We start from the raw sequence: 24,249 nt of genomic DNA, 5'->3' as shown, positions 1-24,249 counted from the left end.
CCATATTTCCGAATGTTGTTGCTGACCCGGCGGGCTCGGGCCTTTCTGGCGGTGCTGGCGGGACCGGCGGCCTTAGAGGTGAAAATGGGCCTCCCGGCGGGGGCGGAAATGGTGGTTCTGGAAACCCCGGGGGCGACCGGGGCGACCGGGGCGATTCCTATGGTATTGCTGGAGATCCTGGGAATCCCGGTCTGCCGGGATCACCAGCAACTGTGGATATATTTGAGCAAACGCCGTAATGGCTGACGAAAGATTCCGGAAATTTTTTGATCGACGGACTTCGGAATTGTATGGAGAAGATGGCTTGCCTGAAAACTGCCATCTTCTCCATAGGGCTTTAATTAATTCATTAATGAATGATTTTCAGGGAAAAGCCAAGCTCCGTCGGGCATCTATGTGTCTTGATGGTACACCGGTTGTATATTCTCTAAAATCTACGAGAAATGCGGATGTGGTGCCATTCCGCATGCTGGTTGAACCTGGCGGACTGGGAATTACCGTCTTGGAGCAGATAAACATATCACTCAGGGTCGTTGATGAACTCCTCCACAAGTTGGGATGGGAATTTGTCCTGCACGACCTCAACGCTGTTATTTCTCGTGTTTTCCCTTGGGACGCCGATACTACTCGGAAACTATGGGGCGGAATATGGCTGGGATGTGATTTATCGAAAGATGATGTCCAATTGCGTCTTTATTTGAATCTTCGCTATGACGAGGCACTTTGTCGGTGGCAACGTCTGGCCGATGTCTTAACCTGGTTTAGTGAAGGTGCTCTTGCGGCACAACTTAAAATGTCATTTGAGCAAATATCACTTTATGCGATACCAGTGGGATTGGGTCTAGTCATATCCGAACAGATTCATGCCATAAGACTATATGTCGGAGTGCAACATCCAAATCATGAATCCATGCTGAAAGCCGGTATTAATAAATTACATGGCTCCGAACGCGATGTTGGTTTTGTATGTAGGTCTTTTACCGATGCTTTCGGACCTTTCATTCAACAAAGCGTCACACTCGGTTACGACTTCATTTTAGACAAAGGGCGGCTGATGCAGCCAGAAATCAAAAGAACAAAAATTGACATATCTTGCCAGTTAATAAAAAGAGATAAACTCTATCTTCTTATTCCGCTGATCATCGATCTCGTGAGATACTGGAATCTGGATGACCAGAAACTGAATGGATTTCTTGAGGATATAACAGAGTGCTTCGGGGGTTTTGAAATCGAATTTATCAGCCTTGGATTCGTTGAGGGATTGGAGCATATCACTACTTATGTCAAACCGCATGGATTTAAGAATACATAACTTGAGGGATTCAATTTCTAAAGCGCAGACTTTCCTGCTTAGTTGCCAGAACCAGGAGGGCTTCTGGCGGGACTACTCGCTTCCCTCTGGGGCTAGCGAAGCCTGGACCACGGCTTGTGTTGGCTGGTCTCTAGCATCCGCTCCCAATCGACAGGACTTCACTATGGCATTGAATAAAGCCATGAACGCTCTGCATTCCATACGTGGCGCGAAAGGTTGGGGTTATAACCGAGAAACCGCAACCGACGCAGATTCTACCGCTTGGGCTTTTAGATTTCTTGCCAAAATGGGTGGTCATTTCGGAATGGACGCAGCCGCAACATTAAAGCATTACTTAAGCTCAAGCGGGGCGGCGCGAACATTTCTAGACATCAAACGATTTGGCTCTTGGGCTTTGGAACATGCAGATGTTACGCCTGTTGTAGGTATGGCACTAATTGCAGTAGAGGCTGACACCGCAATCGTAAACCGAGTAAGACAGGCATGTTTGGATATCTGGAAGGCGAATGGGCTCTGGCCGTCATTTTGGTGGACAATAGATTCTTACTCTACAGCACGGAATCTGGAATTTTTATCTGCGAGCGGCGGCATTCCGTCCAACATAGGTAATAGCACATGGGAGTCATTAATCAGTCTAAAAGAACCAGGTTCTCCCTTTGAAGCGGCTAACAATTTGATGGCGGCAATAAGCCTTGGCAAAATACAAACAGATTTTAGCGTACGTCAAGTTATGATATTACTTGAATGGCAGTTGCATGATAGTAGTTGGCCGTCGTCCCCTGTTTTGCTGGTGCCTGAACAAAAGGAGCGTACTATTGGCGACTATACCCCCTATGGCGATTGTATGCACCTGATGAGCACGTCAATGGCCGCCCATGCACTCAATTGCTATCTCCTCGGTGATCTTAAGCAACAGACTTTAGTTTTGTAGGCCAGGCGCGCCCGCCGCGGCGGGTGCTCCTGGTTTTTTGCGGGCGGCGCATGCCTAATCTTTCCCCACCTATTTTTTGACAATCAATCGCCATCCCAACAAAATCACTACAACTCCGATGGTGAATTGGCTCCTCCCCCTATTAATAGAAAGCACGGCTATTTATATGTCTAAAGTAAAAAAGCAAATTATCGCCATTCACACTGTCAAAAACTGTCACCGGCGTGGCACTTGCCCCAAAACCGCTACAAGATCACTACAAAAGAATACAAAAATGAAGAAACGAACTCCCCCCACCCCACCCGGCCATTCCAGTCTAACCTCTTGTCCCACAAACATAACTGCCCGCCGCGTACCCGGCGGGGCCTCAGCCTGTCCGAAAGCCTTTCTGCGCCCGCCGCACCAAATCCCCACCAGGCCAATCCCGCGTACATTTTAAAAAACGAAGAAACAAACCCAAATTTAGTCATCTCGCTGGTATATGGTTGGCTTACTTTATCGCCGGTTCGTTCTTGTCGACACAAGCGTAACAATCTGCGGTACAGTGCGTTACTCTGTCACTGCTCGCAACCGGCGCGAGGCGCGGGACCACCCTTATAGAGATTACAAATCAGATAAGTTATGTCCTGAATATTAGCCCGGCAGTTGCCGTCAATATCAGCGAGAAACCTGGCATCCGGCCGCAATCCGCCTTTGTAGAGGTAGTTGATCAGAAAAGTGATATCGGAAATGTTGATTCTGCAGTCGCCATTAACATCCCCCTGAACCCATTGCGGATAGGCGGTGGTAAATCCAATCCCCCAGACTGAGAGGCCCGGCCCAATTTCGCGCGCGCCGGTGTACCATATCGGCATGGTCCATCTGCCGTTAATGCGCTCGAACCGAAATGTCGAACGGTAGGTCTCGTTATCCCAGGCGCCCGGTGGGCCGTTGGGAAGAATTTCCCCTACCATGTTCCACACTTCCCCCGACTGGCTGACATACAGAAATTGACCGAACTTCTCGGCACTCGTCGAGCCTATGCCGTTGATTGTCGCCAGAAGGTACAGCGCGCTATCCATCGGCGAACGGACAACTTTGATATGCCAGATCTGAAGCGTCGTATCGGGCGGCGCAATAAGGCAGGTATCCACTGCCGTCCAGGTGGTGTCCAGTCTGGGCGCGGTCAGCTCGATTATCTGAGACCCCTGATTGAGGCCGGGAATGTCGACGAACCACATCCGCCAGCGGTTCGGGGCATCGCGGCAAACCGAAGGCGAGACCAGACCCCAGGCCTTCCAGGGTTCCGGACTCCCGCTGACCACAAGGTTGAAAGCCTGCGTCTCGTCCCAGCTTATACCATCGGTCGAGAAAATCGCTTTGACATAGATTCTGTGAGTATACTTGCTCGAGGTTCTAAACAGTACATACAGGCGTCCCTCTTCGGGGACATAGGCAAACTCCGGATCCGAACAATGCCCGTTTTCAAGATAGTGATAATGATTATATATCGGATCGTTTACCCAAACCGTGTCGGAATTCTCGCTGCTGTCGGTGGGATCATCCCCGATCGCATAGGGGCGAATCCAGCCGCTCTCTTTGACATTGCTCACCCGGATAGTGGGGTCTTCATATACTGCCTGGCTGTAAACATAAGGGGTGAACACCATCCAGTATTTCCAGCGGGGAGTATCAACCGAGGCGACCAGCGTGTCCGGATAACCGTCACGATTGACACCGATAACTGTCGCACCGCCGCTCGGGCCAAAACCGTCAGGCCAGTACTCAATATCGGGATGCGCCGCCTGATTGGCGACCGTATCACCGCCGTAATAGAGCCCGATATCCATCGGAGCCGGTGCATTAGCCGCCCAGGGAGCGAGAGAATCCACGGTAAAACAGATACCACTTCCCTGCGGGAATGCCGTTGAGGTTCCCAGGCAGATTATCGCCGCCAGAGATAGGGCGGCGGGCACAATGTGAGCCGGCAGTTTATTCATCTTCAATCTTAAAATGGCAAAGAGTTTCGAAAGCCCGGATTTCCGGCTTTCACATTATAAGATATCCACTTTATCCTGTTTCGTCAAGTAGATATTTTTCTTGAGAGAGCGCTTTGAAATTGATACGAAATTCCTATCTTAGCCTTATGAAAGCGGCGTTCAGGTTCTTTCTCGGCTTCCTTCTCCTATTCGGCGCTCTTACATATGCCGTTGATACCACCACCGTCATTCAGCGGGAGAATTTCGTCTATCATTTTCAGAACCCGCTCTTTGTCCAGATTGCCGATTCCGCTTTCTCCAATGCCCGTAACCGCCTGATAAATATCCTGGGCGATTCGCTCGATTACCGCCCGGCCGTATATATTCCCGAAAGCCCGGAGGATTTCAAAGCTGTCGTCGGCGCCGCTTTTCCCGATTGGGGCGCCGCCGCCGCCCTGCCGTACCGCCGCCTTATCGCCATTAAATCTCCGGCTCATTTTCGAGTCGGACGGTCGCTGCGGGAACTCCTCCAGCACGAATATGCTCACCTGGCTCTGGAAAATCGCTTGCGTCATGTCCCGCCGCCGCGCTGGGTTGATGAGGGATTGGCGATGTTTGTCTCCGCCGAGTGGGGCTGGCCCGAAAATATCTCCATAACCCGCGCCGTGATTTTCGGCTCCCTGGTGCCGCTGGACGAAATTGAGCAGTTGAACCGCTTCTCGGAGGGGAAAGCGGCCACCGCTTATGCCGAATCATATCTGGCCGTGAAATATCTTCTGGACAGTTACGGCCCGGAGACGTTTAATATCTTTCTGGATAGTTTAAAAGAGCGGAAAACGGTCGATCAGGCCCTGATGACCGCGACCGGCTCCGGTTATCGCGACTTTGAAAAAGAATTTGACAAATATCTCAAAGAAAGGTACAACCTGATGACTTTCTTTGCCGACACCATCTATCTCTGGATTTTTCTGGCCCTGGTCGTGCTGGTCGGCTTCATCCTTTATTTCCTGAGACGCAAGCGGTATTTCCGAAAATGGGAGGATGAGGAACGGTTTGAATCGCGCGATTTCGACTATGGGGATTCCGGCCATCCGGAAAAGGAAGATGATGAAGATAAGCCATGGGCTTGAATATGCCGCGGTCTGGGTTCTGACCCGGACGGTGCAGATTCTTCCCGGACGACTGGCCGACTGGATGGCGATTGCGCTGGGAAAAATCGCCTATCTGGCGTTTGTCTCCCGCCGCCGCATCGCCCGCAATAATCTTCGCCTCGCCTTTAAGGATGAAATGGATGAAACCCGCGTCCGCATCGTTACTAAGGAGGTTTTCATCAATGTCGCCCGCACGTCGGTGGAATTCGCTCGCCAGCCGGTCCTCGATAAAGAAAAAATTCTTTCCATGATTACTCATGAGGGAAAAGAACATATCGACCGGGTGCTGGGGGAGGGAAAGGGGGCGATGCTAATCAGCGGGCATTTCGGCAACTGGGAGCTTCTGGGAGGATGGGCGGCCGCCTGCGGATATCCGCTTGACTTCCTCGTCGGCCAGCAACATAACCAGAATGTCGATGAACTCCTGATTTCGTTTCGAAAATCACTGGGGGTGGGCATTATCCCGATTGGGGTCGCCAGCCGTCATGTCATAAAATCGCTTCGGGCCAACCGGATGGTGGCGGTGGTGTCGGATCAACATGCCGCCTCGGGCGGAGTCGTGGTTCCATTTTTCGGAAGACCGGCATCCACGCCAAAAGGTCCCGCCGCCTTTGCGGTTAAAATCGGCTGCCCGATTATCGCCGGAGGTTTGGTCCGCAAGGGTTACAACCGGCATCATGTCATTGTCCTTCCCCCTATCTATCCTCCCGGAACCGGCGACACCGAAACAGATATTCGGGAAATGACCCTGGCCTACACCGCCTGCATTGAATCGCTCATTCGACGCCACCCGGAGCAATGGATGTGGACGCACCGGCGATGGAAATTGGATTGATCTGCATCTCCAGATCAGAATGTCGTGAAATGACCTTATGAATGAAATCGTCATCAGAGTTCCCAATCATCTCGGCGATTGCCTCATGGCCTACCCGGCCATATCCGCGATGGCTTCTGCGGCAGGAGATACTCGTATAACGCTTCTGTTACCCCAATGGGCGGAGCCCATTTATGCCCGCATGAAAAATATCTCCTTACTCCCGCTCGATTCGGGTAAACTGCACGGTCCGGGTGCGATTATTTTTCAGTCACGCATCCTGCGGAAAATGAAATTCGATTCCGGCATCATTCTTACCCCATCGTTCTCTTCCGCGCTGATTCTGTTGTTGGCCGGGGTGAGGAAACGGTATGGCTATCGTGGAGAGGGGAGAGGCATGTTGCTCAATCACCCCGTTCCCAAGCCGGATGGCATTATGCATCGCGCACGGTCATACATGCGCCTGATAGAGCATTTCACGCAAAATCCTCTGCCCGATTCCATCCCGCAAATGGAGATTTCACCGTCGGCGCATTCTGCGGCGATTACTTTGCTCCGAGAGAATGGAATAGACGAATCCGGGCAATTTGTGGCCATCGCGCCGCAGGCGGTGGCGGAATCGCGACGATGGGGATCGGATAACTATGCCGCTCTGGCTCAAACTATCCTGTCTTCATCCGGGGGCCGCCTTATCCTGGTCGGAACCGATTCGGAACGGGCGGCCGGTGCGCAAATCGCCGGTGATGATAAACGAATAGTCAATCTCTGTGGCCGGACTGATATCGGTTCCGCCGCGGCGCTTCTGAAAAAGGCTTGTCTCTTTATCGGCAACGATTCCGGGCTGGCGCACTTGGCGGCGGCGATCGGAATACCGCTGGTCATTCTCTCCGGTGCCGACAACCCGGCCGAAACCTCGCCTCTATCGGAGAAAAAAACCGTCATTATCAAAGATAATCTCGACTGTATCTCGTGCGTGAAAAATGTCTGCCCCCGGCCTGGCGACGATTTCATGCGCTGTATGCGCGACATTTCTGTCGATCAGGTCTTCGATGCCGCTCAAAAATTCCTGACTGCCGAACAACCATGAAAGTCGGTATTATCGGTACTATAAACCGCGATTCGATCCGTCTGGCTGACGGCACCATAAAGGAAGGTTGGGGCGGAATTCTATACAATATCGTTGCTCTTTCCGATTTAATCGGTGATAAAGCCGAAATCTATCCGGTTTGCAATATCGGCCGAAACCATTATGCTTCGATCTTACAGATTCTGGGTCAACTGGAGGGAGTGCATACTGACTATATCCGGAAAATTCTGGAGAAAAACAACCATTGCCATCTGACCTATCTTCCCGATGGTGAGAAAACCGAAATTCTCACCGGCGGAGTCAGAAGATTGACTTACACTGATCTCCATCCTCTGCTTGATTGTGATTTTGTTCTGGTCAATTACATCTCCGGCCGGGACCTCTATCTGTCATCGCTGCAGAAGCTGCGCCGCTGTTTCAAGGGGAAAATATATATTGACCTTCATTCCCTGACATTGGGAAAACGGAAAGACGGCTCCCGGTTCCTGCGAAAACCGCCGGGGTGGGAAAAAGTCGTACAGGTGGCGGACTTCTTCCAGATGAATAGACTGGAATTGTCAATATTGGCCGGGATAGATGTGGGAACGATATCGGATAGGAATAGTCTCCTATCGGCCTTTGAGACCCTGATGACCGGGCTCGGTCGAAACGCCGATTATCTTTCGGGGAGAGCTTATATTATCACTGCCGGCAAACAGGGATGTTACGTCGTTCGAGCAAAGAGAGCAACTCTATCCATGGAGCAAGTTGTCGCGGAACGGAGGGCTGGCCAGGGCGATACCACCGGCTGCGGCGACTGTTTCAGCGCCGGTTTCATTGCCGGGCTATTGCAGAACATGGACTTACGTTCCTGTGCAAAACTGGCCAACCGGGCCGCCCTGAATCGACTGATGGAGCGGCCGATTTACAGACTTCTATCTCTTGGCTGACAGTTGGTTAGGCGGTCGATGACCAATTTACTTTGCGACCGGTCGAAAAAAAGTGTTGACAAGAAGTGGTTTTGTCGATTAATTATATGCAGATAATCAGCCGGAGTGAGATTATAGAGTCTTAATCTATTAGTACTGCTCGATTTTTAATTGACGATCTCAGAGATCATTTGCATGAGGGGGATGGCGCCGGCTGTTTAAGGTTTTAAGGTCAGGATTCAAGAGCACACTCAACCAGAGTTGATTGACCTTAGCCTTTTGTGATTTAGATTCGCTTATCATAAAAAAACCTAATCCGGAAGAACCGGAGAGGAGAGATATCTCCGCAAACAGCCTTGAAATTGAATGGCGTTAAAGCGCTTCGGACGCATTTAGAATTTTATGAGTGAATGTCTTTACTGTCCAATCCATGATTTTGCAGCTTTGACTTCCATCAACTATTTCATAAAATCTCTCGTGGGGGGAATTTTCTTGCCCCACTCAAACGAGAAAATCACCATTAACCAAAATCCTATAACGGAGGTAACACTATGTTGAGAAAGCTACTTTTGTGGTCTTTTGTGCCTCTCATTCTTCTGGCTGTGGGGATTACAGCCGGATTGACTGAGAAACAGAAAGCCACGCTGCTTCCGGAGGGGCTGCAAAGCCCGCCTTTGCAGGGAATAATGGCCGCCTGCGCCCTGCAGAAGCATAACGGAACGCCGTCGTATTACTTTGGCGGATATGTCAACGGGGTGGCGACAGTGACCTATTTCAATCCGATCACCTGCGGATCGCTGCCCACTTATCCCTTTGAAATCCAATCGCTGTCGTTTACACTCTATGACTACGGTGGTTGCCAATGGCCGGTCACTGTTGACATTGTCGTTTACGATATGGCCAACCCACAGGATAGCTGCGCAGGGCCTGGCGCTGAAAAGTGCCGCTTCACAATCACCTGCGACAAGACCACCTGGAATTATCCAAATGCGGGGACGGCTGTTTTCCCCACCGTATGCTGTGTCAATGGCCCCTTCTATATTGGCGTCCAGTATAATGACCCCGGACCGGCGGCACCTCCATCACTCCTTTATGACGGCAACCCCACTCCGGTAGTATGTGATAACTGGATGTATTGGACTGATGGGATCTGGTATGAATGGTACAATCGCTTTACCCCTCCTGTGCCCGGCTATCCAATGTTTACGGTGCAGGGTGAAACCAATTCGCTCAACTGCCAGCATGGACCCGATACCTGTGATTACTATAAGGCTTCTTTTATCGATTATGCTCCATTTGGGATGCCTGATTTTGACCAGAAACAGGATGGGTGGTTTGTCGGTATGCCTCCGGGACAGCAGTGGACACACTGCGGGCCGGTGGCGCTGGCCAATTGCCTCTGGTGGTTTGATTCCAAATTCGAACCTAATCCGGTTCCGCCTCCGGCAATTAATGATCACTACCCGTTGGTGCAGAATTATACCGGAAATCCGGTCGATGATCATGACCAGACTAATGTCATTCCCTTCGTCACCGGTCTGGGCGTTACTTGTCTGACTAATACTACTGCTCCCGGCACATTTATCTTCGATCTGGCAAACGGCGCCCAGCAGTGGATCAATAATGCCGGCCTGACCAATTCGTATACCGTTCGCCTGCGGCCGCTTGATCCCACTTTCCCGTTTGATTCTATCAGGGCAGAGGTCTTGAGAAGTCAAGATGTCATCCTTCTCCTCGGTTTCTGGCAGGAGGTTGCCCCGGGATATTGCGAGAGAATCGGCGGTCATTATGTGACCGTCGCCGGTACTTGCCGGGATCCGCTGACTACGGCACTGTGCATCTCCGACCCCTTTTATGATCGCAACGAAGGCGAACCGCCGGCCGGTTCGGCACATCCTTCTAATGTGCACAATGACGCCCAGTTTATTTCCGGGCCTCACGGCACAATTTATCACGACAAATATTATGTCATCCCGAGCCAGTGCCAGCCGTCGGGACCGATTCCATTCCTTATGGAATTGGCCGGCTATCCGATTAATCCTGCGGAAGCGATGTCTTTCTACGGATTAAATAAATATGATCTTCAAATGCCGAATGTTCCGCCCACCGGCGCTCCTATCCATACGATATTGGAGTATGCCCTTATTATCTGCCCGGTTGTGGACACGGATCATGATGGTATTCCCGATCCTAATGACAATTGCCCGACGATTTATAACCCGGGTCAAGAGGATGTCGATCAGGACGGTAAGGGTGATGTTTGCGATAACTGCCCCAATAATTACAATCCGGGCCAGGAAGATGTTGATGCCGACGGAGTTGGCGATGTTTGCGACAACTGCCCCAATATCTATAATCCGGGTCAGGAGGATGTCGACGCCGATGGAATCGGCGATATTTGCGACAATTGCATCAATAAGTACAATCCTGGCCAGGCGGATGCCGACGCCGATGGACTCGGCGATGTCTGCGACAATTGCCCGCAGGTTGCCAATCCCGGACAGGTGGATGTCGATCGCGACGGCCGGGGCGATGTTTGCGACAACTGCCCCAATATCTATAATCCGGGACAGGAGGATGCCGACCAGGACAATCTAGGCAATGTCTGCGATCCCGATTATCCCGTCTACTACAAGCCCGGTTATCCCGATTATGTCCCGTTTGGCATGCCGGATATTGACCAAAAGCAGATGCCATGGTTCAATGGCCTGCAGTGGACGCATTGCGGACCGGTGGCCGTGGCCAACTGCTTGTTCTGGTTTGATTCCAAGTATCAGTATCTCATCAATCCGGCCTCGCCGCCGCCGCCGGCCATCAGCGATGATTTCCGCCTGATAACCGCCGGGGCGCTTATGGTGGACGACCATGATGCTGTGAATGTTCCGCCTGTCGTTAATAATCTGGCGGCATTGATGGGCACGGGGTCGTTAGGTACAGATATCAATGCGATGCATGCCGGCATAAACAGCTATCTGGCCTCGCTGGGTCTGGATGACACCCTGATCGCTTCAAAGTATGCGAAGCCAACCTGGGAGTTCATTAGAAGTGAGGTTAAGAGAAGCCAGGATGTTATCATGCTGCTCGGGTTCTGGCAGCCGGATCCTGGCGTTCCGGGCGGCTGGTCTCGAGTCGGCGGTCATTATGTTACTGTAGCCGGTGTCGATACCAGTCTGCTAAACCCGCCGTCGGTCTATATCTCCGATCCGTTCTTTGACCTGCTTGAAGGTGATCCGCCGATGCCAATGCATCCGGCCCAGGTGCATAATGATCTGGCCCTGGTCAGCGGGCCACATGGAACTTATTATCATGATGGTTATCAGCTGACTCTCCAGTCACCAAGCCCCGGCGGAGTTATCGGGCTACCCGCGTATCCGATCGCCTCCAATCAGACTTATCCGGCGCAATTCTCGCGTCTCAATTGCCCGACGGAATTCCAGAGTCTCTCAAGGACGTGGCTCGGCGGCCCGATTTTCACCGAAGTGGAGTACATTATAACCGTTTGCCCGTTCGTCTGCGACTGCAAGCCGGGCGATGCCAACGGCAGTGGTATTATCAACATTCAGGATATTACCCACATTATCAACTTCCTCTATAAGGGCGGCCCGGCACCAACGCCTTATAGAATCTGCTCCGGTGATCCCAACGGCAGCTGCATTGTCAATATTCAGGACATAACCTATCTGATTAACTTCCTGTATAAAGGTGGCCCCAATCCAGTCACCTGCAATCAGTGGGTTATCAATTGCGGTCTGCCGCTCAGAGAGCCAAGATAGAGCAAGTACCGCGATACTTGCCGGTAAAAGGGTCCGTCTTCATGGCGGACCCTTTATTATTATCCCGTTATCAGCCGAGTTCCTATTTTACAGGTAAGGGAAGGGGAAATTATTACGGGGATGAGATAGGCTTTGAATTCTTATTTGATCAGGAGGCCTCGATAACAATGCCTTCGATGATGTTGGCAACTTCCTCGCAATGGTCGGCGGCCTTTTCCAGACGATCGAAAATCCCTTTCCATTTGAGGACAATCACGGTCTCTTTCTCTTCTTTAAAGAGCCGCGCCAGCGATGCGCGAAGAACTTGGTCGCCGGCATTTTCAGCCTCATAAATAGCCCGGCAGGACTTTTCAATAATCTTTGCCCCCCGCTTCAGGTCGCGCAGATTAATGATGGCGCTGTCAATCTCGGTTGTGGCTTTGAGCAGTATATCGGAAAACTGTACAAATTCCGGCCTCACTGAGGTTAATTTGTAGAGTATCATGCGCGATACGGCTGAATCTATCGCGTCAATAATATCGTCCAAGCGTTTCATCAGTCGGTGAATGTCGCTTCTGTCGATAGGCGTAATAAAAGTGCGGTGGAGAGCGTCGATGCATTTACGAGTGATATCGTCGGCCTGATGTTCGATATCATTAATGCGTTTAACGCGTGAATCCAACTCCTGTGGATTCAGCGCGATCGCGTTCAATTCAAGGCATACTTCAATTGACAATTTACTGTGCTGTTCAAAAAAATCGAAGAAACTGGTTTCCCTGGGTAGCAATTTTCTCAGCATAATCACTCCAGACGGTTAATTCCATAATTCCATTATCCTCGGAACTCAAAATGCCATTGAGGCAATAAGAACAACTCTAATACTATCCCGCGGCATTGTCAAGAGCAATCCGGGCGGCAAAATTTAATCACTTCCCGGCCCGCAACACACAATATTTACCGCAATACTATCTCTCCAAAATTGCCTTTCTGATTTTCTCGCCCAGAGCAACGCAGTGGCCGAGCACCTCCTCGGTTGGAACATATTGCGCGCTGACACCGTCATCAATAATGGCAAACTTCATCCCTTCCATTGCTTCTTTGAGAAGCTTCACACTCATGTCGCTCCAGCCATATGAGCCGAAAGCGGCGCCGATTTTGTTGGCAGGACGGAGGCCGCTCATATAGGCGATCATCGCCGCCATTCGGGGAAGCAGACCGCTGTTCAGAAGCGATGACCCCAGCAGCACGGCGCGGGCATCAAGAACATCAGTCATTATGTCGCTGGCATTATTAAAACGAAGGTCAAAGACCTTTACCGAGATACCATCACCGGCAAGCCCCCGCGCCACCGCGGCCGCCATCCTGGCCGTGCTTTCCCACATGGTATCGTAAATAATCACGGCTTTCGGTTTGGTTTCGCCCGAGGCCCAGGAATTGTATGCCTTCATTATCTCGGCCATATCATGGCGCCAGATTACGCCGTGATCGCCGGCCAGCATTTCCAACTGAAGGCTTTGCTTGTTCAATTTCTCCAGAAATTTTCTTACCGCCGGTGACATCGGCAGGAAAATATTGGCATAATACTTGGCCGCTTGATGGTACAATTCTCCTTGTTCCACCTGATCGTCAAACCTCTCGCTGGTGGCCCAGTGCTGGCCGAATATATCATTGCAGACCAGAATCTTATCTTCCTTGATATATGAAACCATGCTGTCGGGCCAGTGAATCATGGCCGACCCGAAAAACTGAATGGTCTTGCCGCCGATATCCAGAACATCCCCCTCCTTAACTATCTCGAATGGCCAGTCTTCGCGATGAAAATGGGCGATCAGAGCATCCCTGCAGGCTTTAGTGCAGATAAGCTTTTCCGGTTTCACTAGATTGATTATTTCCGGAAGAGCGCCGGTGTGATCCATCTCGGCATGGTTGACCACAATATAATCTATCTTATCCGGGCTGATCAGTTCTTTGATATTATCAACCAATTGTGAAGTAAATTCCGCCTTAACCGTATCGAATAAAACGGTTTTCCCGGCCTTCAGAAGGTAAGCGTTATAAGTCGTACCTTTTTCGGTGACATAACCATGAAAATCACGAAGATTCCAGTCGACCACGCCGACCCAGTAAAAATCTTTCTTTATTTCCATCGGGCGCATATGCACTCCTTTCGCGGCAAAATGAAAATCCTATGGCAAAGAAACTAAGGCGGGACAGAAATATTACTGCCCCGCTCCGACACTGCCTTAAGCCTTCTGGGCCAATTTTACGAACGGCTCGATATTGGCCAGAGTCCTCTCCACCGCCTCGTTCCAGAATCCCTCTCTGGTCAGATCGACTCCGAGATGTTTACGGGCAATATTCTCGCTGGTCATCCTGCCGCTGTCGGCCAGAAGAGCGCGGTACTTGCTCGCGAACGAGGGTCCCTCGAGGCAGGCACGGTTGTAGATGCCGTTGGCAAAAAGATAACCAAAGGTGTAAGGGAAATTATAAAATGGGCGGTCGGTCAAATAGAAATGTAGTTTCGATGCCCAGAAAAGCTTGTGATATCCCTCTTCGGAATCCAATGTCCCTGCGAACGCTCTTTTCTGAGCTTCCAGCATCATTTCGTCAAGACGTTCCCGCGCCACCAGGCCTTTTTTCCGTTCCTCATAGTAGGCGCAATCGAAAAGATAACGGGCGTAGAGATTGCAGAAAAGAATATGAGCGTTCTGGAGTTTCTGATCCAGAAGCATCAGACGTTCATCTTCATCCACGCTCTTATTGAGCGCGGCATCGGTAACCAGAAGCTCGTTGAAAGTTGAGGCCGTCTCGGACAAGGCCATTGGTGAAAACACGCCGAATATGGGGAATTCTCTTAAGACACTGGAGTGGTAGCCGTGACCCAGTTCATGCGCGAGAGTCCCCAGATGGTCAAAAGTGCTTCCCCAGGTCATGAAGATACGGCTCTCCTTGGCCACCATCATGGAAGAATGATAACCGCCGCCGGCTTTGCCCGCACGATCCTCTGCTTCTATCCACCTTTTTTCGATGGCCATTTTCGAGAAATCGGCCATTTCCGGGCTGAAGGTTCTCAGGTTTTCGATTATAAACTCACCGGCCTGTTCGAAACTATAGGTACGGTTTGCGCGCCCTACCGGCGCTGTCTGGTCATACCAGCAGAATTTGTCGATACCGAGAAGCTTCTTTTTGGCATCGATATATTTAGTAAGCTTGGGTGCGCCATTTTCCACTGCCCGCCACATTGCCTCCAGTGTTTTCTGCTTCATTTTGTTGTTCAAGAGTGGTTCCACGAGCGCCGATTTCCAACCCCGTCTTCCATAGATGGAGAGTCTGAATCCGGCCTGAAAATTGAGTGCCATCGCGGCGAGATTGGCCCGTGATTCCCAGGCTTCTTCGATTTTCTGGTGCGCCTGCCGACGCGTATCGCGGTCGGGAGAACTTCCCCGCAGGGCCAATTGACCCAAAGACAGCAATTTGGTCTCTCCGGCCTCGACATAGTTGACCCGCAGATCACCGTACATTTTGTCATAAAGCCGATTCCAGGCATGGTACCCATTAACCGCCAACTCCGAGGCAAAAGCCTCAAATTCCGGCTCCATTTTCATCTTGGCTATTTCCCGCATCCGGTTCAGGAAAAATGCCGCATAAGTCAGTCTTTTGTCCGAGAGCAATTTCTCCCATTTCTTATCGTTCTGCTTCTTGGCAAAAGCTTCCAGCATCACCATCAGTCTTTCAAACTGGGAATCGAGCAAATCAGCCTCACCTACAATCTGATGAGCTTTGTTGTCATTGACATTCTGGCTTACCAGGCAGTTGGCAAAAGATGAAATCTGGGAGATATGGGCCAGAAGCTCCTGAAGTCTGATTATGAATTTGACCCATTTCTCATAATCATCTTTATCCAGCTTTTGAGGTAATTTGGGGAATTTCGCCATAAGCTCTTTCAGGTCTCTCTTTGTTTTTTCCCGAAACGCAGCGAACTCTTTTGATTCACTTCCCCCCGGAAATATCGAATCCAGATCCCAGGTTGGTGCCTTTTTGGCTGTCTCTTGCTGGCTCATATTTTCAACTCCTGCTTATACTTGTACAAATCAGTGACATTTACCATTTCTTCGCCGGGGAAGCATTTTACCCGGTCTTTTCCGGAGCCTATTATACGATGATGGCGGGCGAATTCCAACGGAAATCACGGCATTGGCGATTTATGATAATTCCCAAATACGGGGTTGCGGATTTCGGCCAAAAGCATAAATTAGGGGCAATCCGGCCGTATAGAATGTCTGGATTAGGTTTGAGAAACATATAAGGAGCATACAATGGACATTTTTGAATTTGCAATGAAGATGGAAAAGGATGGGCAGGCCTATTATGAGAAAATGGCCGCGCAGGCAGGAAACGCCGCCCTGAAAGGCGTTCTTCTGGACCTCGCCGCCGATGAGGTAAAGCATTATAATTTGTTTAAGAGCTTTAAAGAGGGGGATTTCTCAGTTGCTTCCAAAATGAAATCCTCCGGCACCAAAGTCATGACCAACGCCAAGAATGTTTTTCAGAAATTGGCCGCCCAAAAAGGCGAATTGAGTTTTCCTGAGGATATCCTGGCCGCCTGGCGCAAAGCACAGGAGATTGAGAAGAAATCGGAAGATTTCTATCGCGAGAAAGCGGCCGACCCCAAAAATGCGAAAATCAAAGACACCATCATTCTGATTGCCAATGAGGAGCACAAGCACTGGGGATTGATCGAAAACGTTCTGCAATTTCTTGATCGCCCCAAACAGTGGCTTGAGAATGCCGAATGGAATCATCTGGATCAATATTAATTGCTGAATATTAAGATAATGGATAAAGGAGTAGACAATGGGAAATTTTAGAGTCCCCATCCCCACCAATGAACCGGTCTGGTCCTATGCCCCCGGCTCCCCTGAAAAAGAGCTGCTGGTAAAGGCTATTGCCGAACTCAAAAAAACGAAGATAGATATCCCGATGGTTATCGGAGGGAAAGAAATCAGGGTTGGAAATCCGATCAAGATTACTTCACCTCATAACCATGCCCTCGAATTGGGGCAGTACTATCAGGGCGGGAAAAACGAGATTCAGATGGCGGTCGATGCCGCCATGAAAGCGAAAAAAGAATGGGCCGAATATCCCTGGGAAGAGCGCGCCGCGATATTCCTCAAAGCGGCCGATCTCATTGCCGGGCCGTATCGGTACCAAATGAATGCTGCCGCCATGCTGGCGCACAGCAAGAACGTCTATCAGGCCGAAATCGATGCCGTTTGCGAACTGGTCGATTTTTTCCGCTATAACGTGTACTATGCGCAGGTCATTTATGATGTTCAGCCGGATAATGCCCGAGGCATCTGGGATAGGATGGATTACCGCCCGCTGGAGGGATTCATCTTTGCCGTGACCCCGTTCAATTTCATCTCGATCGGTGGCAACCTTCCGACCGCGCCGGCGATCATGGGGAACACCGTCCTCTGGAAACCTGCTTCATCGGTGGTTTATACCGCTCATTTAATCATGAATATTCTTAAACAGGCCGGGTTGCCCGATGGCGTCATCAATCTGGTCACCGCCCGCGGCGCCGATATCGGGGATATCGTCCTCAAGAACGAACATCTGGCCGGAATTCATTTTACCGGAAGCACCCCCGTGTTTCAGGGGATGTGGCGGATAGTCGGCGAGAATATTGCCAAGTACAAGACCTATCCGCGAATAGTCGGCGAGACCGGCGGGAAAGATTTCATTTTCGCCCACAATTCCGCCGATATCGATGAACTGGCCACCGCTATTACCCGAGGGGCCTTCGAATATCAGGGGCAGAAATGCTCGGCCGCGTCGCGTGCCTATATTCCCAAATCCCTCTGGCCGAGACTGAAAGAAAGACTCCTCAGCGATCTGGAGCAGGTCAAAATGGGTGATGTCGAGGATTTCAGCAACTTTGTCAACGCCATTATCGATAAGGGCGCCTATGATACCATTGTCGAGTATATCGACTATGCCAAGAAATCAAATGAGGCCGAGATTATTTGGGGCGGCAAATACGACGGCACAAAAGGCTACTTTATCGAGCCGACCGTAGTAATCACCACCAACCCGCATTTCCGCCTGATGGAGGAGGAAATTTTCGGCCCGGTGATGACGATGTTTATATATGACGACATCGATTTTGCCAAAACACTTGAGATCTGCGACCAGACCTCGCCCTATGCTCTTACCGGGGCGGTTTTTGCCAAAGACAGGAATGCCGTCATTCAGGTCTCGAGAGCGCTTCGTAACGCCGCGGGGAATTTCTACATCAACGACAAGCCGACCGGCGCGGTGGTGGGGCAGCAGCCATTCGGCGGCAGCCGCGCCTCGGGCACCAATGATAAAGCCGGGTCGCTTCTGAATATTATCCGCTGGACTTCGCCACGGGCGATTAAAGAGAACTTCATCCCCCCGAAGAATTTCAAATACCCGTTCATGGGCTGATTGGAAATTGGATTTTCATCGGGAAGGGCAGGCACCGTGCCTGCCCTTATTTAATTTTGCTTCAGATAACCGGGGCGTATTTCAATACGCCCCTACAAATTCACCGGGTTTTCCTGATCGTATTCCCAGCTCAGAGGATTTTCAATTATATATTTTCGGATATTGTAAAGATCTTCGTCGTTGCGAATGACATGATCATAGTAGTTTCTTTGCCAGACAGTCTGCCCCGGTGTCTCCCTTAAGGCATTGATTTTGGATGTTGTTGCGGCCTTAAAACCTCTTATTATCGCACCAATTGTATGTGATGGCGATTTCCATTTCGTAGGGGCGTATTGACATACGCCCTTCTGTTCGACAATGGCAATTATGCCATGAATATGATTGGGCATTATAACCATCTGATCCAATTCTATATTTGGTCTCAGGATGCGGGTTTGCTTCCATTCGTGTTCGACCAATTGACCATAATCATTCATCAACATTCGGGCTTCATTGATTTGGCCGAATAGTTCGATTCTTTTATATGTCACAAGCGTGACAAAATACATGCCTTCTCGCGAATAATCATAATCCTTTAACCGCAATGACCGGCGCTGATGAGTATTAGCTTCCTCTTTCATCCGATATAATTAATAGAATATCATTAAGCCCTACAATTGATTCTGCCGCAATTTGGATGAAGTGTATTCTTCCGTTCTATACCGGGTCACAACTGCGCACACAGCTTTACAAAAATTGAGAAGAATGCGACGATTAATTCAAGGTGGTTCTTGACGCCATCCACAAAAGAACAGGTAGTCACAATTTGTGACCACCTCAAAAAGATTAAATTTTCTCCATCATTGCCTTACGTGTTCACCGAGCACGGCGCTATCATGCTGGCCAGCGTTATCAACTCGCCCCGAGCAATTGAAGCCGGCGTTTATGTGGTGCGGGCTTTTGTGAAATTGCGAGGTCTATTATCTGCTCATAAAGAAATAGCCGGGAAGTTAAATGAATTGGAGCGCCGCCTTGAAGGACACGACAAGCATATCCAGACATTATTTGCCGCCCTCCGACAGTTGATGACCCCGCCGGAAACCAAGAAGCGAAAGATTGGTTTTCATGAATAATGAGGGACAATATCAACTTACCCCCTAATGTGCCTTGATTTTTGTAATACATTCTGTGACTAATCTCCTGCAGGCGAGGTCTTGTAATGCAGCAACGCCATGCGCCGTAAAGCAATTACTATTCTGAAAGTCGTCTTTACTCTGCAGAAAGATTCTCTTTATGAGGCAATTCCAATTGATCGCAAATGAGCATATCGATAGCATCGTACCACCCGAAATAGTCGCCGATTTTATCCTCGACTTTCTTCAATTCATCAGGGGTCAAGACACGCCCGTATTCCTCTTGAGCAACCGTCTGTACATCCTCAATATTAATGGAATAGATTATTTTCTCCATGACATCGATAATCAGCCTCCTTGTATAATTGGATCGATTTGTTAACAGATTCTCTTATCTAAATATCCCAAGCCCCTTTTCCATTTCCTTGTAATCTCTCTTTTTATTAAGCAATGTCTTGATCAGTGAACTGTCGATAAATCTGATTTGATTCTGGATTTCATGAAAAGTGCCAGTAATCAATTCCTCAAATTTAGCTTTGTCTCTGATACCAGCCACTAAGAAGATATGACTATTCCAGAGATCATGAGCATGTTTCAATTTGGCAAGCGCATGATAGATGTCGCCACCCACCTGGACTTCAAAAACAAACGTTGGCACAGATCTTTCAACTCTTCGCCATACAATGTCCAGGAATGTACTTTCCATCGGATATTCCACATCCGCAACATATCCCTGTAAGCGTCCAATTTCAACCAGCTGCGTTTTTAATTCGTCGTGATTTGCTACAAATGGCTCAGTGGCCTGAAAGAATTCGCCTTCCTCCTTAAGAACGGGACTTATAAGTGGCTTCATTCCCAATGAAACTCGCGCCGCGTTGACTTCCTCGATTGGATAACACTGAAAAACCATTCTACTTATCATTTGAAGATCGTGCGTAGAATAACACTTACTTTTCCATAGTACCGGTGGGAGACAGTATTCTACATCAAATTCAAAACGTAATGGCCAAATTACTTCTTTTCTTTTTATCTCCTCGGGCCATAGGGGATTAGTCTGTTTGAACTTCGAGACGACAGTGCCAAGTCCCACTATTCCATGCACTGGTTTCGAAACGTAGAAAAGAAGACCATCGCCTATACGCATCATATTCCATAAAGCACGAAGTTCTCTGAAATCCTTAAGCCCCCATAAATTGTTCGATTCAAAGGCAACATCCCAATTGCCCTTTGATCCTACTATTAGCCAATTCTGCTGCAAGACACTGCTCCCTGTTTTAATCACCTTATATACTCATTCATAATCCGATTCGAGGTAATCCTTCGTCATCGCCTGGCGGTGGAGGCGTTCGGCCAGTCGCTTGGAGAATTCCAGGGCCGAATTCTCGCCATAGACCTTCAGCATATGGTTCATGGCAATAACCTCGGATATCACGGTGATATTTTTCCCCGGCGATATCGGGATATTTATCAAGGGAATCGACACCCCCAGAACGGTCGTGGTCAACTCTTCAATCCCCAGCCTTTCATATTCCAGATTATCCGACCAGAGTGTCAGATGCACCTCCACCTCAATCCGCTTCTGAATCCGCACCGCCCGGATACCAAAAAGCTTTTCGATATCGATTATCCCGATGCCGCGGATTTCCATCAACTGTCCCAGCATCTCCGAGCCGGTGCCGACAATCAGATCCGGCGCCTTGCGTGTAATCCTTATCACATCATCGGCCACGAGGCGGTGCCCCCGCTCGATCAAATCAAGGGCGATTTCCGATTTGCCGATACCCGATTTTCCGGTGTAGAGAAGTCCCACCCCGTAAACATCAACCAGCGTTCCGTGAACCGTAATCGAGGGGGCAAAAATCATATCCAGATAGGCGGAAAGGCGATTGGTCAATTCCGAGGTGGTCAGCCGCGAGGAGAAAACGGCGGTCTGATATTTGTCGGCCATTTCAAGGAAATCGAGCGGCGGCGTTATTCCTTTGGAGATCATCAGCACCGGGATATTGCTGGCGAAAAGGCGCCTGGCCACCTCCATCAGCGACTCATGACTCATCTGAACCAGAAAAGCCATTTCCGTCTCGCCCAGCACCTGGGTGCGGTGGTTGGCGAATCGTTCCATAAATCCGGCCAGGGGAAGCCCCGGGCGGTGTACCTCAGCCGAGGTGATTTTTTTCTTCAAGCCCGCTTCGGAATTGAGCAATGTCAAATCGAAATAATCCTTGCGGTCTTTATATATGCGGTCGACAGTTAATTCAGGCATGGGAATTTCCTGTTTAAGTTGTTCAATCCATTATAAGACCGGCGGCATATTTAGGCAAACAAAAAAAACCCCCGGTCGCCGCCGCTTCCGGGGGGTTAAGGTTGATAAGTTGATTTGACCTTTTGTGAGTGCCGGTAATAACCGGACATTTTCTATTTGCCCGGATTATTCTGCATATTCTTCATTTGTTGCTGGAGTTCCTCTATTTGCTCTTTCAATTGTTTGATCGATTCCTGCATCCCCTCCATGTCGGGGTTGCTGTCATCAAAATTGCCGCGCAGCAGGCCACGCATCGGCCCGTTGAACCAGATCATGTCCCTGGGGATATCGGGGGCCTGAATATCTGGCAAGGAATAGAAATTGTCCGGCGTTTCGGCCACCTCCACCGCCATTTCAAGGCGGGCCCGGTCGCGAAGAATCGTCAGGTTCAATTTGTCCCCTTTTGATTTATCGCCGACCGCTTTCTGCACATCAGCCGGTTCGGTAACCTCCTTGCCGTCGATCTGCGTGATAACATCCCCGGCCTTCAAACCAGCCTTCTGAGCAGGAGAATCTTCGAATACCTCGGTTATCAGCGCCCCCTGGCCATCTTTAACTCCGAAATATTCGCCCAATTGGGCGTTAAGGCTCTCCAGATTTACGCCAATATAAGTGTCTGAGATATTGCTTCGGCCCATGACATATTTCTTGCTGTAAGCTTGCGACAGCGAGCCGGGATCGCCAAAAATCCTGGGCGGCTCCTCACCTTTGCGCTCACCGATAGTGGCGGTCATTTCCTTCTGTACCCCTTTTCGGAGAATTTCGACTTTGATCTGATCGCCGGGTTTGTGTCCGGACACCAGTTCGGCCAATTGATCCGAGCCGGTCAATTTGGCGCCATCGATGGAAAGAATGATATCCCCCTGCTGAAGCCCGGCCTTATCGGCGGGAGAGTCGGGGATTACCTGATTGACAATAACCCCGTGGTCGACATCGAGGCGGAACGCCTCTTTGAGATCCTTGTCAACAGTCTGGGTATAAAGCCCCAACCATGCATTGGCGGGATTCTTATCGGCGACGCCGGCCGACCAAAGTGGAAGCACGGCCAGAAGCGCGATAAGACCGAGAAAAACCAGTCGTCTCATAATTTATCCTCCTTAGACATCAGTCTTATTCTAAATACTGATATTTCTACCACGATGGAAATTCAGTGGTTCCAGAAATTTTCAATCCTGAGAAACTACCGGAAATTGTTTGAATGGAAATTTGGCTGTCGCTCAACCGACAACAGCTTCAGATTGTTTATTTATTGCCGGGGTAATACTTGATGCGGAATCCAGCTATGGCCGAGCGGAAATAAGGGACCGGAATCCGCTCTCCCCGGATCAAAAAGGAAATGGTCATTTCCGGTTCAAGCGGGAAAATCAACTCCAACTGGCCGAAAACGCCATGCTTTGACCCGCCCCCCCGGGCGGCAAAAGAAAGAGTCCCCTCGACACCATCGGGGTTGACATACTCCCGGTCCTTTTCATACCGTTTTGGGAAAAAACTGATCATTCCATAGAGAGATTCGGCCTGAAGCGGGTCATCTTTTTGGTAGAATTTTGCCCCAACTCCGACAGTCAGCTGTCTTGAAATCGGCATAAAAGTCCTTGCAACAGCCTGCCAGCGATGTGCTCCCGGATCGCGGTCGGGGATTTCGCCACCAAAACCAATAGCGATAATTAGAGCGCCTACAGGGCCATCAGGATTACAGGGCTTTGCCGACTTTATCGGATTGGCCATATAGAAAGAAAACTCCAGATTGTAATTGTGAAAAAGTGAGTCGTTCTGAAGGGCGGAATATGACCCGGAAATAGTCCACCGGGCGGCCATGGGAATTTTGAGCCCAATTCCCAGGGCCTTTCGATCGGTCACCGGCACACCGGGATTACCGGTTACCGAAACATATTGGCCGGATAGGTAACCGTTTGGTTTCCCCAGCAACCCATCCGGGTGGTGAGTCAGATTTGCTGCCCGGGCAGCCGCATAGCCACCAAGGAATAGAATTGCCAACAAATAAAGGGCTGGCAATCCCTCGCTGATGGTATGAAATTTCGTGAGCTTCACTTGTTTCACCAAGCATTAAACATAAGACAAAGATGGAGAATATTCAAGGTGGGCGGGCAAAAGAGAAAGAAGATGCGTCTGACCTCTTTTTCTTGAAAAAAGCCTGCGAAACGAAATTTATCTATATTTGGGGGCGCAGGTGACAGATTTCCGCGTTTCTTGGCGAAACAGGGACAGATTATACCCCCCTATAGCTCAACTGGTGGAGTTCGGCAGCCGCCGGACCAATCATCGGGCCAATCATCAGAAGAAGAGAGGCCATAGTTTTTTTGCGGGGCCTGCCAATTGAGGGGGAATATTGGGGAAGAGTCAATCTTTTCGACTTGACAATTCCCAGGAAAAAGATATAATAGCATTTCCGCGAGACAGGCGGACAAGTTTTTGTGTTCTTTGACGATATAG

Annotated in this window: 21 protein-coding genes; 11 read left to right on the top strand and 10 right to left on the bottom strand. The window is 49.9% G+C overall.

Translation table 11 applies throughout. From position 1 onward, the window contains the following. Positions 1-12 precede the first annotated feature (12 nt). The 3 genes from NT002_10965 (at position 13) to NT002_10955 (ending at position 2,243) form a co-directional block, all read left to right on the top strand. The gene (locus NT002_10965) at positions 13-246 is read left to right on the top strand and encodes a hypothetical protein (GenBank protein MCX6829783.1); all 234 of its coding nucleotides are present in this window, start codon (positions 13-15) and stop codon (positions 244-246) included. Further along, on the top strand, positions 239-1,312 hold the full coding sequence (locus NT002_10960) for a hypothetical protein (GenBank protein MCX6829782.1): 1,074 nt from the start codon (positions 239-241) through the stop codon (positions 1,310-1,312). Before NT002_10965 ends, NT002_10960 begins: the two co-directional genes overlap by 8 nt. A 163-nt stretch (positions 1,313-1,475) precedes the next feature. Further along, on the top strand, positions 1,476-2,243 hold the full coding sequence (locus NT002_10955; GenBank protein ID MCX6829781.1) for a hypothetical protein: 768 nt from the start codon (positions 1,476-1,478) through the stop codon (positions 2,241-2,243). Between the two features lie 557 nt (positions 2,244-2,800). On the opposite strand, the gene NT002_10950 is transcribed toward NT002_10955, so the two are convergent. Next, positions 2,801-4,222: a dockerin type I domain-containing protein gene (locus NT002_10950; protein MCX6829780.1), complete on the bottom strand. Its 1,422-nt coding sequence runs from the start codon at positions 4,220-4,222 to the stop codon at positions 2,801-2,803. Positions 4,223-4,335: 113 nt separating this feature from the next. On the opposite strand from NT002_10950, the gene NT002_10945 reads away from it, so the two are divergent. The 5 genes from NT002_10945 to NT002_10925 all read left to right on the top strand — a co-directional run bounded on the left by NT002_10945 (position 4,336) and on the right by NT002_10925 (position 11,934). Next, positions 4,336-5,331: a peptidase MA family metallohydrolase gene (locus tag NT002_10945; protein ID MCX6829779.1), complete on the top strand. Its 996-nt coding sequence runs from the start codon at positions 4,336-4,338 to the stop codon at positions 5,329-5,331. Then, positions 5,306-6,187, top strand: a complete 882-nt coding sequence (locus NT002_10940) for a lysophospholipid acyltransferase family protein (protein MCX6829778.1) — start codon at positions 5,306-5,308, stop codon at positions 6,185-6,187. Before NT002_10945 ends, NT002_10940 begins: the two co-directional genes overlap by 26 nt. A 37-nt stretch (positions 6,188-6,224) precedes the next feature. Continuing rightward, positions 6,225-7,253 (top strand): lipopolysaccharide heptosyltransferase II, encoded by a 1,029-nt coding sequence (gene waaF / locus NT002_10935; GenBank protein ID MCX6829777.1) that lies wholly within the window; start codon positions 6,225-6,227, stop codon positions 7,251-7,253. Continuing rightward, on the top strand, positions 7,250-8,182 hold the full coding sequence (locus NT002_10930) for a carbohydrate kinase family protein (GenBank protein MCX6829776.1): 933 nt from the start codon (positions 7,250-7,252) through the stop codon (positions 8,180-8,182). The genes waaF and NT002_10930 overlap by 4 nt, the downstream gene beginning before the upstream one ends. A 530-nt stretch (positions 8,183-8,712) precedes the next feature. Continuing rightward, a complete protein-coding gene (locus tag NT002_10925) occupies positions 8,713-11,934 on the top strand; it encodes a thrombospondin type 3 repeat-containing protein (protein MCX6829775.1) in 3,222 nt (1,073 codons plus the stop codon). A gap of 148 nt (positions 11,935-12,082) precedes the next feature. Here NT002_10925 and NT002_10920 read toward each other — a convergent pair whose 3' ends face one another. The 3 genes from NT002_10920 to NT002_10910 all read right to left on the bottom strand — a co-directional run bounded on the left by NT002_10920 (position 12,083) and on the right by NT002_10910 (position 15,974). Beyond that, positions 12,083-12,712, bottom strand: a complete 630-nt coding sequence (locus NT002_10920) for a DUF47 family protein (protein ID MCX6829774.1) — start codon at positions 12,710-12,712, stop codon at positions 12,083-12,085. A gap of 166 nt (positions 12,713-12,878) precedes the next feature. Continuing rightward, positions 12,879-14,069 (bottom strand): MBL fold metallo-hydrolase, encoded by a 1,191-nt coding sequence (locus NT002_10915; protein ID MCX6829773.1) that lies wholly within the window; start codon positions 14,067-14,069, stop codon positions 12,879-12,881. An 87-nt stretch (positions 14,070-14,156) separates the two neighbouring features. After that, positions 14,157-15,974, bottom strand: a complete 1,818-nt coding sequence (locus NT002_10910) for a M3 family oligoendopeptidase (protein MCX6829772.1) — start codon at positions 15,972-15,974, stop codon at positions 14,157-14,159. 255 nt (positions 15,975-16,229) lie between these two features. On the opposite strand from NT002_10910, the gene NT002_10905 reads away from it, so the two are divergent. Both NT002_10905 and pruA read left to right on the top strand, forming a co-directional pair. Next, positions 16,230-16,730 (top strand): ferritin family protein, encoded by a 501-nt coding sequence (locus NT002_10905; protein ID MCX6829771.1) that lies wholly within the window; start codon positions 16,230-16,232, stop codon positions 16,728-16,730. 37 nt (positions 16,731-16,767) lie between these two features. Further along, entirely contained in the window at positions 16,768-18,387 is a 1,620-nt protein-coding gene (gene pruA / locus NT002_10900; protein MCX6829770.1) for an L-glutamate gamma-semialdehyde dehydrogenase, read from the top strand. Positions 18,388-18,479: 92 nt separating this feature from the next. Here pruA and NT002_10895 read toward each other — a convergent pair whose 3' ends face one another. Next, a complete protein-coding gene (locus tag NT002_10895; GenBank protein ID MCX6829769.1) occupies positions 18,480-18,869 on the bottom strand; it encodes a hypothetical protein in 390 nt (129 codons plus the stop codon). A 393-nt stretch (positions 18,870-19,262) separates the two neighbouring features. On the opposite strand from NT002_10895, the gene NT002_10890 reads away from it, so the two are divergent. Continuing rightward, a complete protein-coding gene (locus tag NT002_10890; GenBank protein MCX6829768.1) occupies positions 19,263-19,499 on the top strand; it encodes a hypothetical protein in 237 nt (78 codons plus the stop codon). Between the two features lie 136 nt (positions 19,500-19,635). Here NT002_10890 and NT002_10885 read toward each other — a convergent pair whose 3' ends face one another. The 5 genes from NT002_10885 to NT002_10865 all read right to left on the bottom strand — a co-directional run bounded on the left by NT002_10885 (position 19,636) and on the right by NT002_10865 (position 23,847). Continuing rightward, a complete protein-coding gene (locus NT002_10885; GenBank protein ID MCX6829767.1) occupies positions 19,636-19,836 on the bottom strand; it encodes a hypothetical protein in 201 nt (66 codons plus the stop codon). Between the two features lie 54 nt (positions 19,837-19,890). Next, the gene (locus NT002_10880) at positions 19,891-20,781 is read right to left on the bottom strand and encodes an EVE domain-containing protein (protein MCX6829766.1); all 891 of its coding nucleotides are present in this window, start codon (positions 20,779-20,781) and stop codon (positions 19,891-19,893) included. Positions 20,782-20,790: 9 nt separating this feature from the next. Beyond that, a complete protein-coding gene (gene hprK, locus NT002_10875) occupies positions 20,791-21,759 on the bottom strand; it encodes an HPr(Ser) kinase/phosphatase (GenBank protein MCX6829765.1) in 969 nt (322 codons plus the stop codon). Positions 21,760-21,911: 152 nt separating this feature from the next. Next, complete coding sequence (locus tag NT002_10870; protein MCX6829764.1) at positions 21,912-22,883, bottom strand: PDZ domain-containing protein; 972 nt, start codon at positions 22,881-22,883, stop codon at positions 21,912-21,914. Between the two features lie 157 nt (positions 22,884-23,040). After that, on the bottom strand, positions 23,041-23,847 hold the full coding sequence (locus NT002_10865; GenBank protein MCX6829763.1) for a hypothetical protein: 807 nt from the start codon (positions 23,845-23,847) through the stop codon (positions 23,041-23,043). Between the last annotated feature and the right edge of the window lie 402 nt (positions 23,848-24,249).

Source organism: Candidatus Zixiibacteriota bacterium, assembly GCA_026397505.1.
Lineage (GTDB): Bacteria > Zixibacteria > MSB-5A5 > GN15 > PGXB01 > JAPLUR01.
Note: the sequence above shows the minus strand (reverse complement) of the source record. Positions and strands in the feature narration are given on the sequence as shown.

Excerpts from the sequence above, each read along its gene's own strand:
- NT002_10870 (MCX6829764.1), bottom strand. The coding sequence starts at position 22,883 with ATGAGACGACTGGTTTTTCTCGGTCTTATCGCGCTTCTGGCCGTGCTT.
- pruA (MCX6829770.1), top strand. The coding sequence starts at position 16,768 with ATGGGAAATTTTAGAGTCCCCATCCCCACCAATGAACCGGTCTGGTCC.
- NT002_10895 (MCX6829769.1), bottom strand. The coding sequence starts at position 18,869 with ATGTTGATGAATGATTATGGTCAATTGGTCGAACACGAATGGAAGCAA.
- NT002_10920 (MCX6829774.1), bottom strand. The coding sequence starts at position 12,712 with ATGCTGAGAAAATTGCTACCCAGGGAAACCAGTTTCTTCGATTTTTTT.
- NT002_10925 (MCX6829775.1), top strand. The coding sequence starts at position 8,713 with ATGTTGAGAAAGCTACTTTTGTGGTCTTTTGTGCCTCTCATTCTTCTG.
- NT002_10890 (MCX6829768.1), top strand. The coding sequence starts at position 19,263 with ATGCTGGCCAGCGTTATCAACTCGCCCCGAGCAATTGAAGCCGGCGTT.
- NT002_10965 (MCX6829783.1), top strand. The coding sequence starts at position 13 with ATGTTGTTGCTGACCCGGCGGGCTCGGGCCTTTCTGGCGGTGCTGGCG.
- NT002_10940 (MCX6829778.1), top strand. The coding sequence starts at position 5,306 with ATGATGAAGATAAGCCATGGGCTTGAATATGCCGCGGTCTGGGTTCTG.
- NT002_10905 (MCX6829771.1), top strand. The coding sequence starts at position 16,230 with ATGGACATTTTTGAATTTGCAATGAAGATGGAAAAGGATGGGCAGGCC.
- NT002_10950 (MCX6829780.1), bottom strand. The coding sequence starts at position 4,222 with ATGAATAAACTGCCGGCTCACATTGTGCCCGCCGCCCTATCTCTGGCG.
- NT002_10885 (MCX6829767.1), bottom strand. The coding sequence starts at position 19,836 with ATGGAGAAAATAATCTATTCCATTAATATTGAGGATGTACAGACGGTT.
- NT002_10930 (MCX6829776.1), top strand. The coding sequence starts at position 7,250 with ATGAAAGTCGGTATTATCGGTACTATAAACCGCGATTCGATCCGTCTG.
- waaF (MCX6829777.1), top strand. The coding sequence starts at position 6,225 with ATGAATGAAATCGTCATCAGAGTTCCCAATCATCTCGGCGATTGCCTC.
- hprK (MCX6829765.1), bottom strand. The coding sequence starts at position 21,759 with ATGCCTGAATTAACTGTCGACCGCATATATAAAGACCGCAAGGATTAT.
- NT002_10955 (MCX6829781.1), top strand. The coding sequence starts at position 1,476 with ATGGCATTGAATAAAGCCATGAACGCTCTGCATTCCATACGTGGCGCG.
- NT002_10915 (MCX6829773.1), bottom strand. The coding sequence starts at position 14,069 with ATGCGCCCGATGGAAATAAAGAAAGATTTTTACTGGGTCGGCGTGGTC.
- NT002_10910 (MCX6829772.1), bottom strand. The coding sequence starts at position 15,974 with ATGAGCCAGCAAGAGACAGCCAAAAAGGCACCAACCTGGGATCTGGAT.
- NT002_10960 (MCX6829782.1), top strand. The coding sequence starts at position 239 with ATGGCTGACGAAAGATTCCGGAAATTTTTTGATCGACGGACTTCGGAA.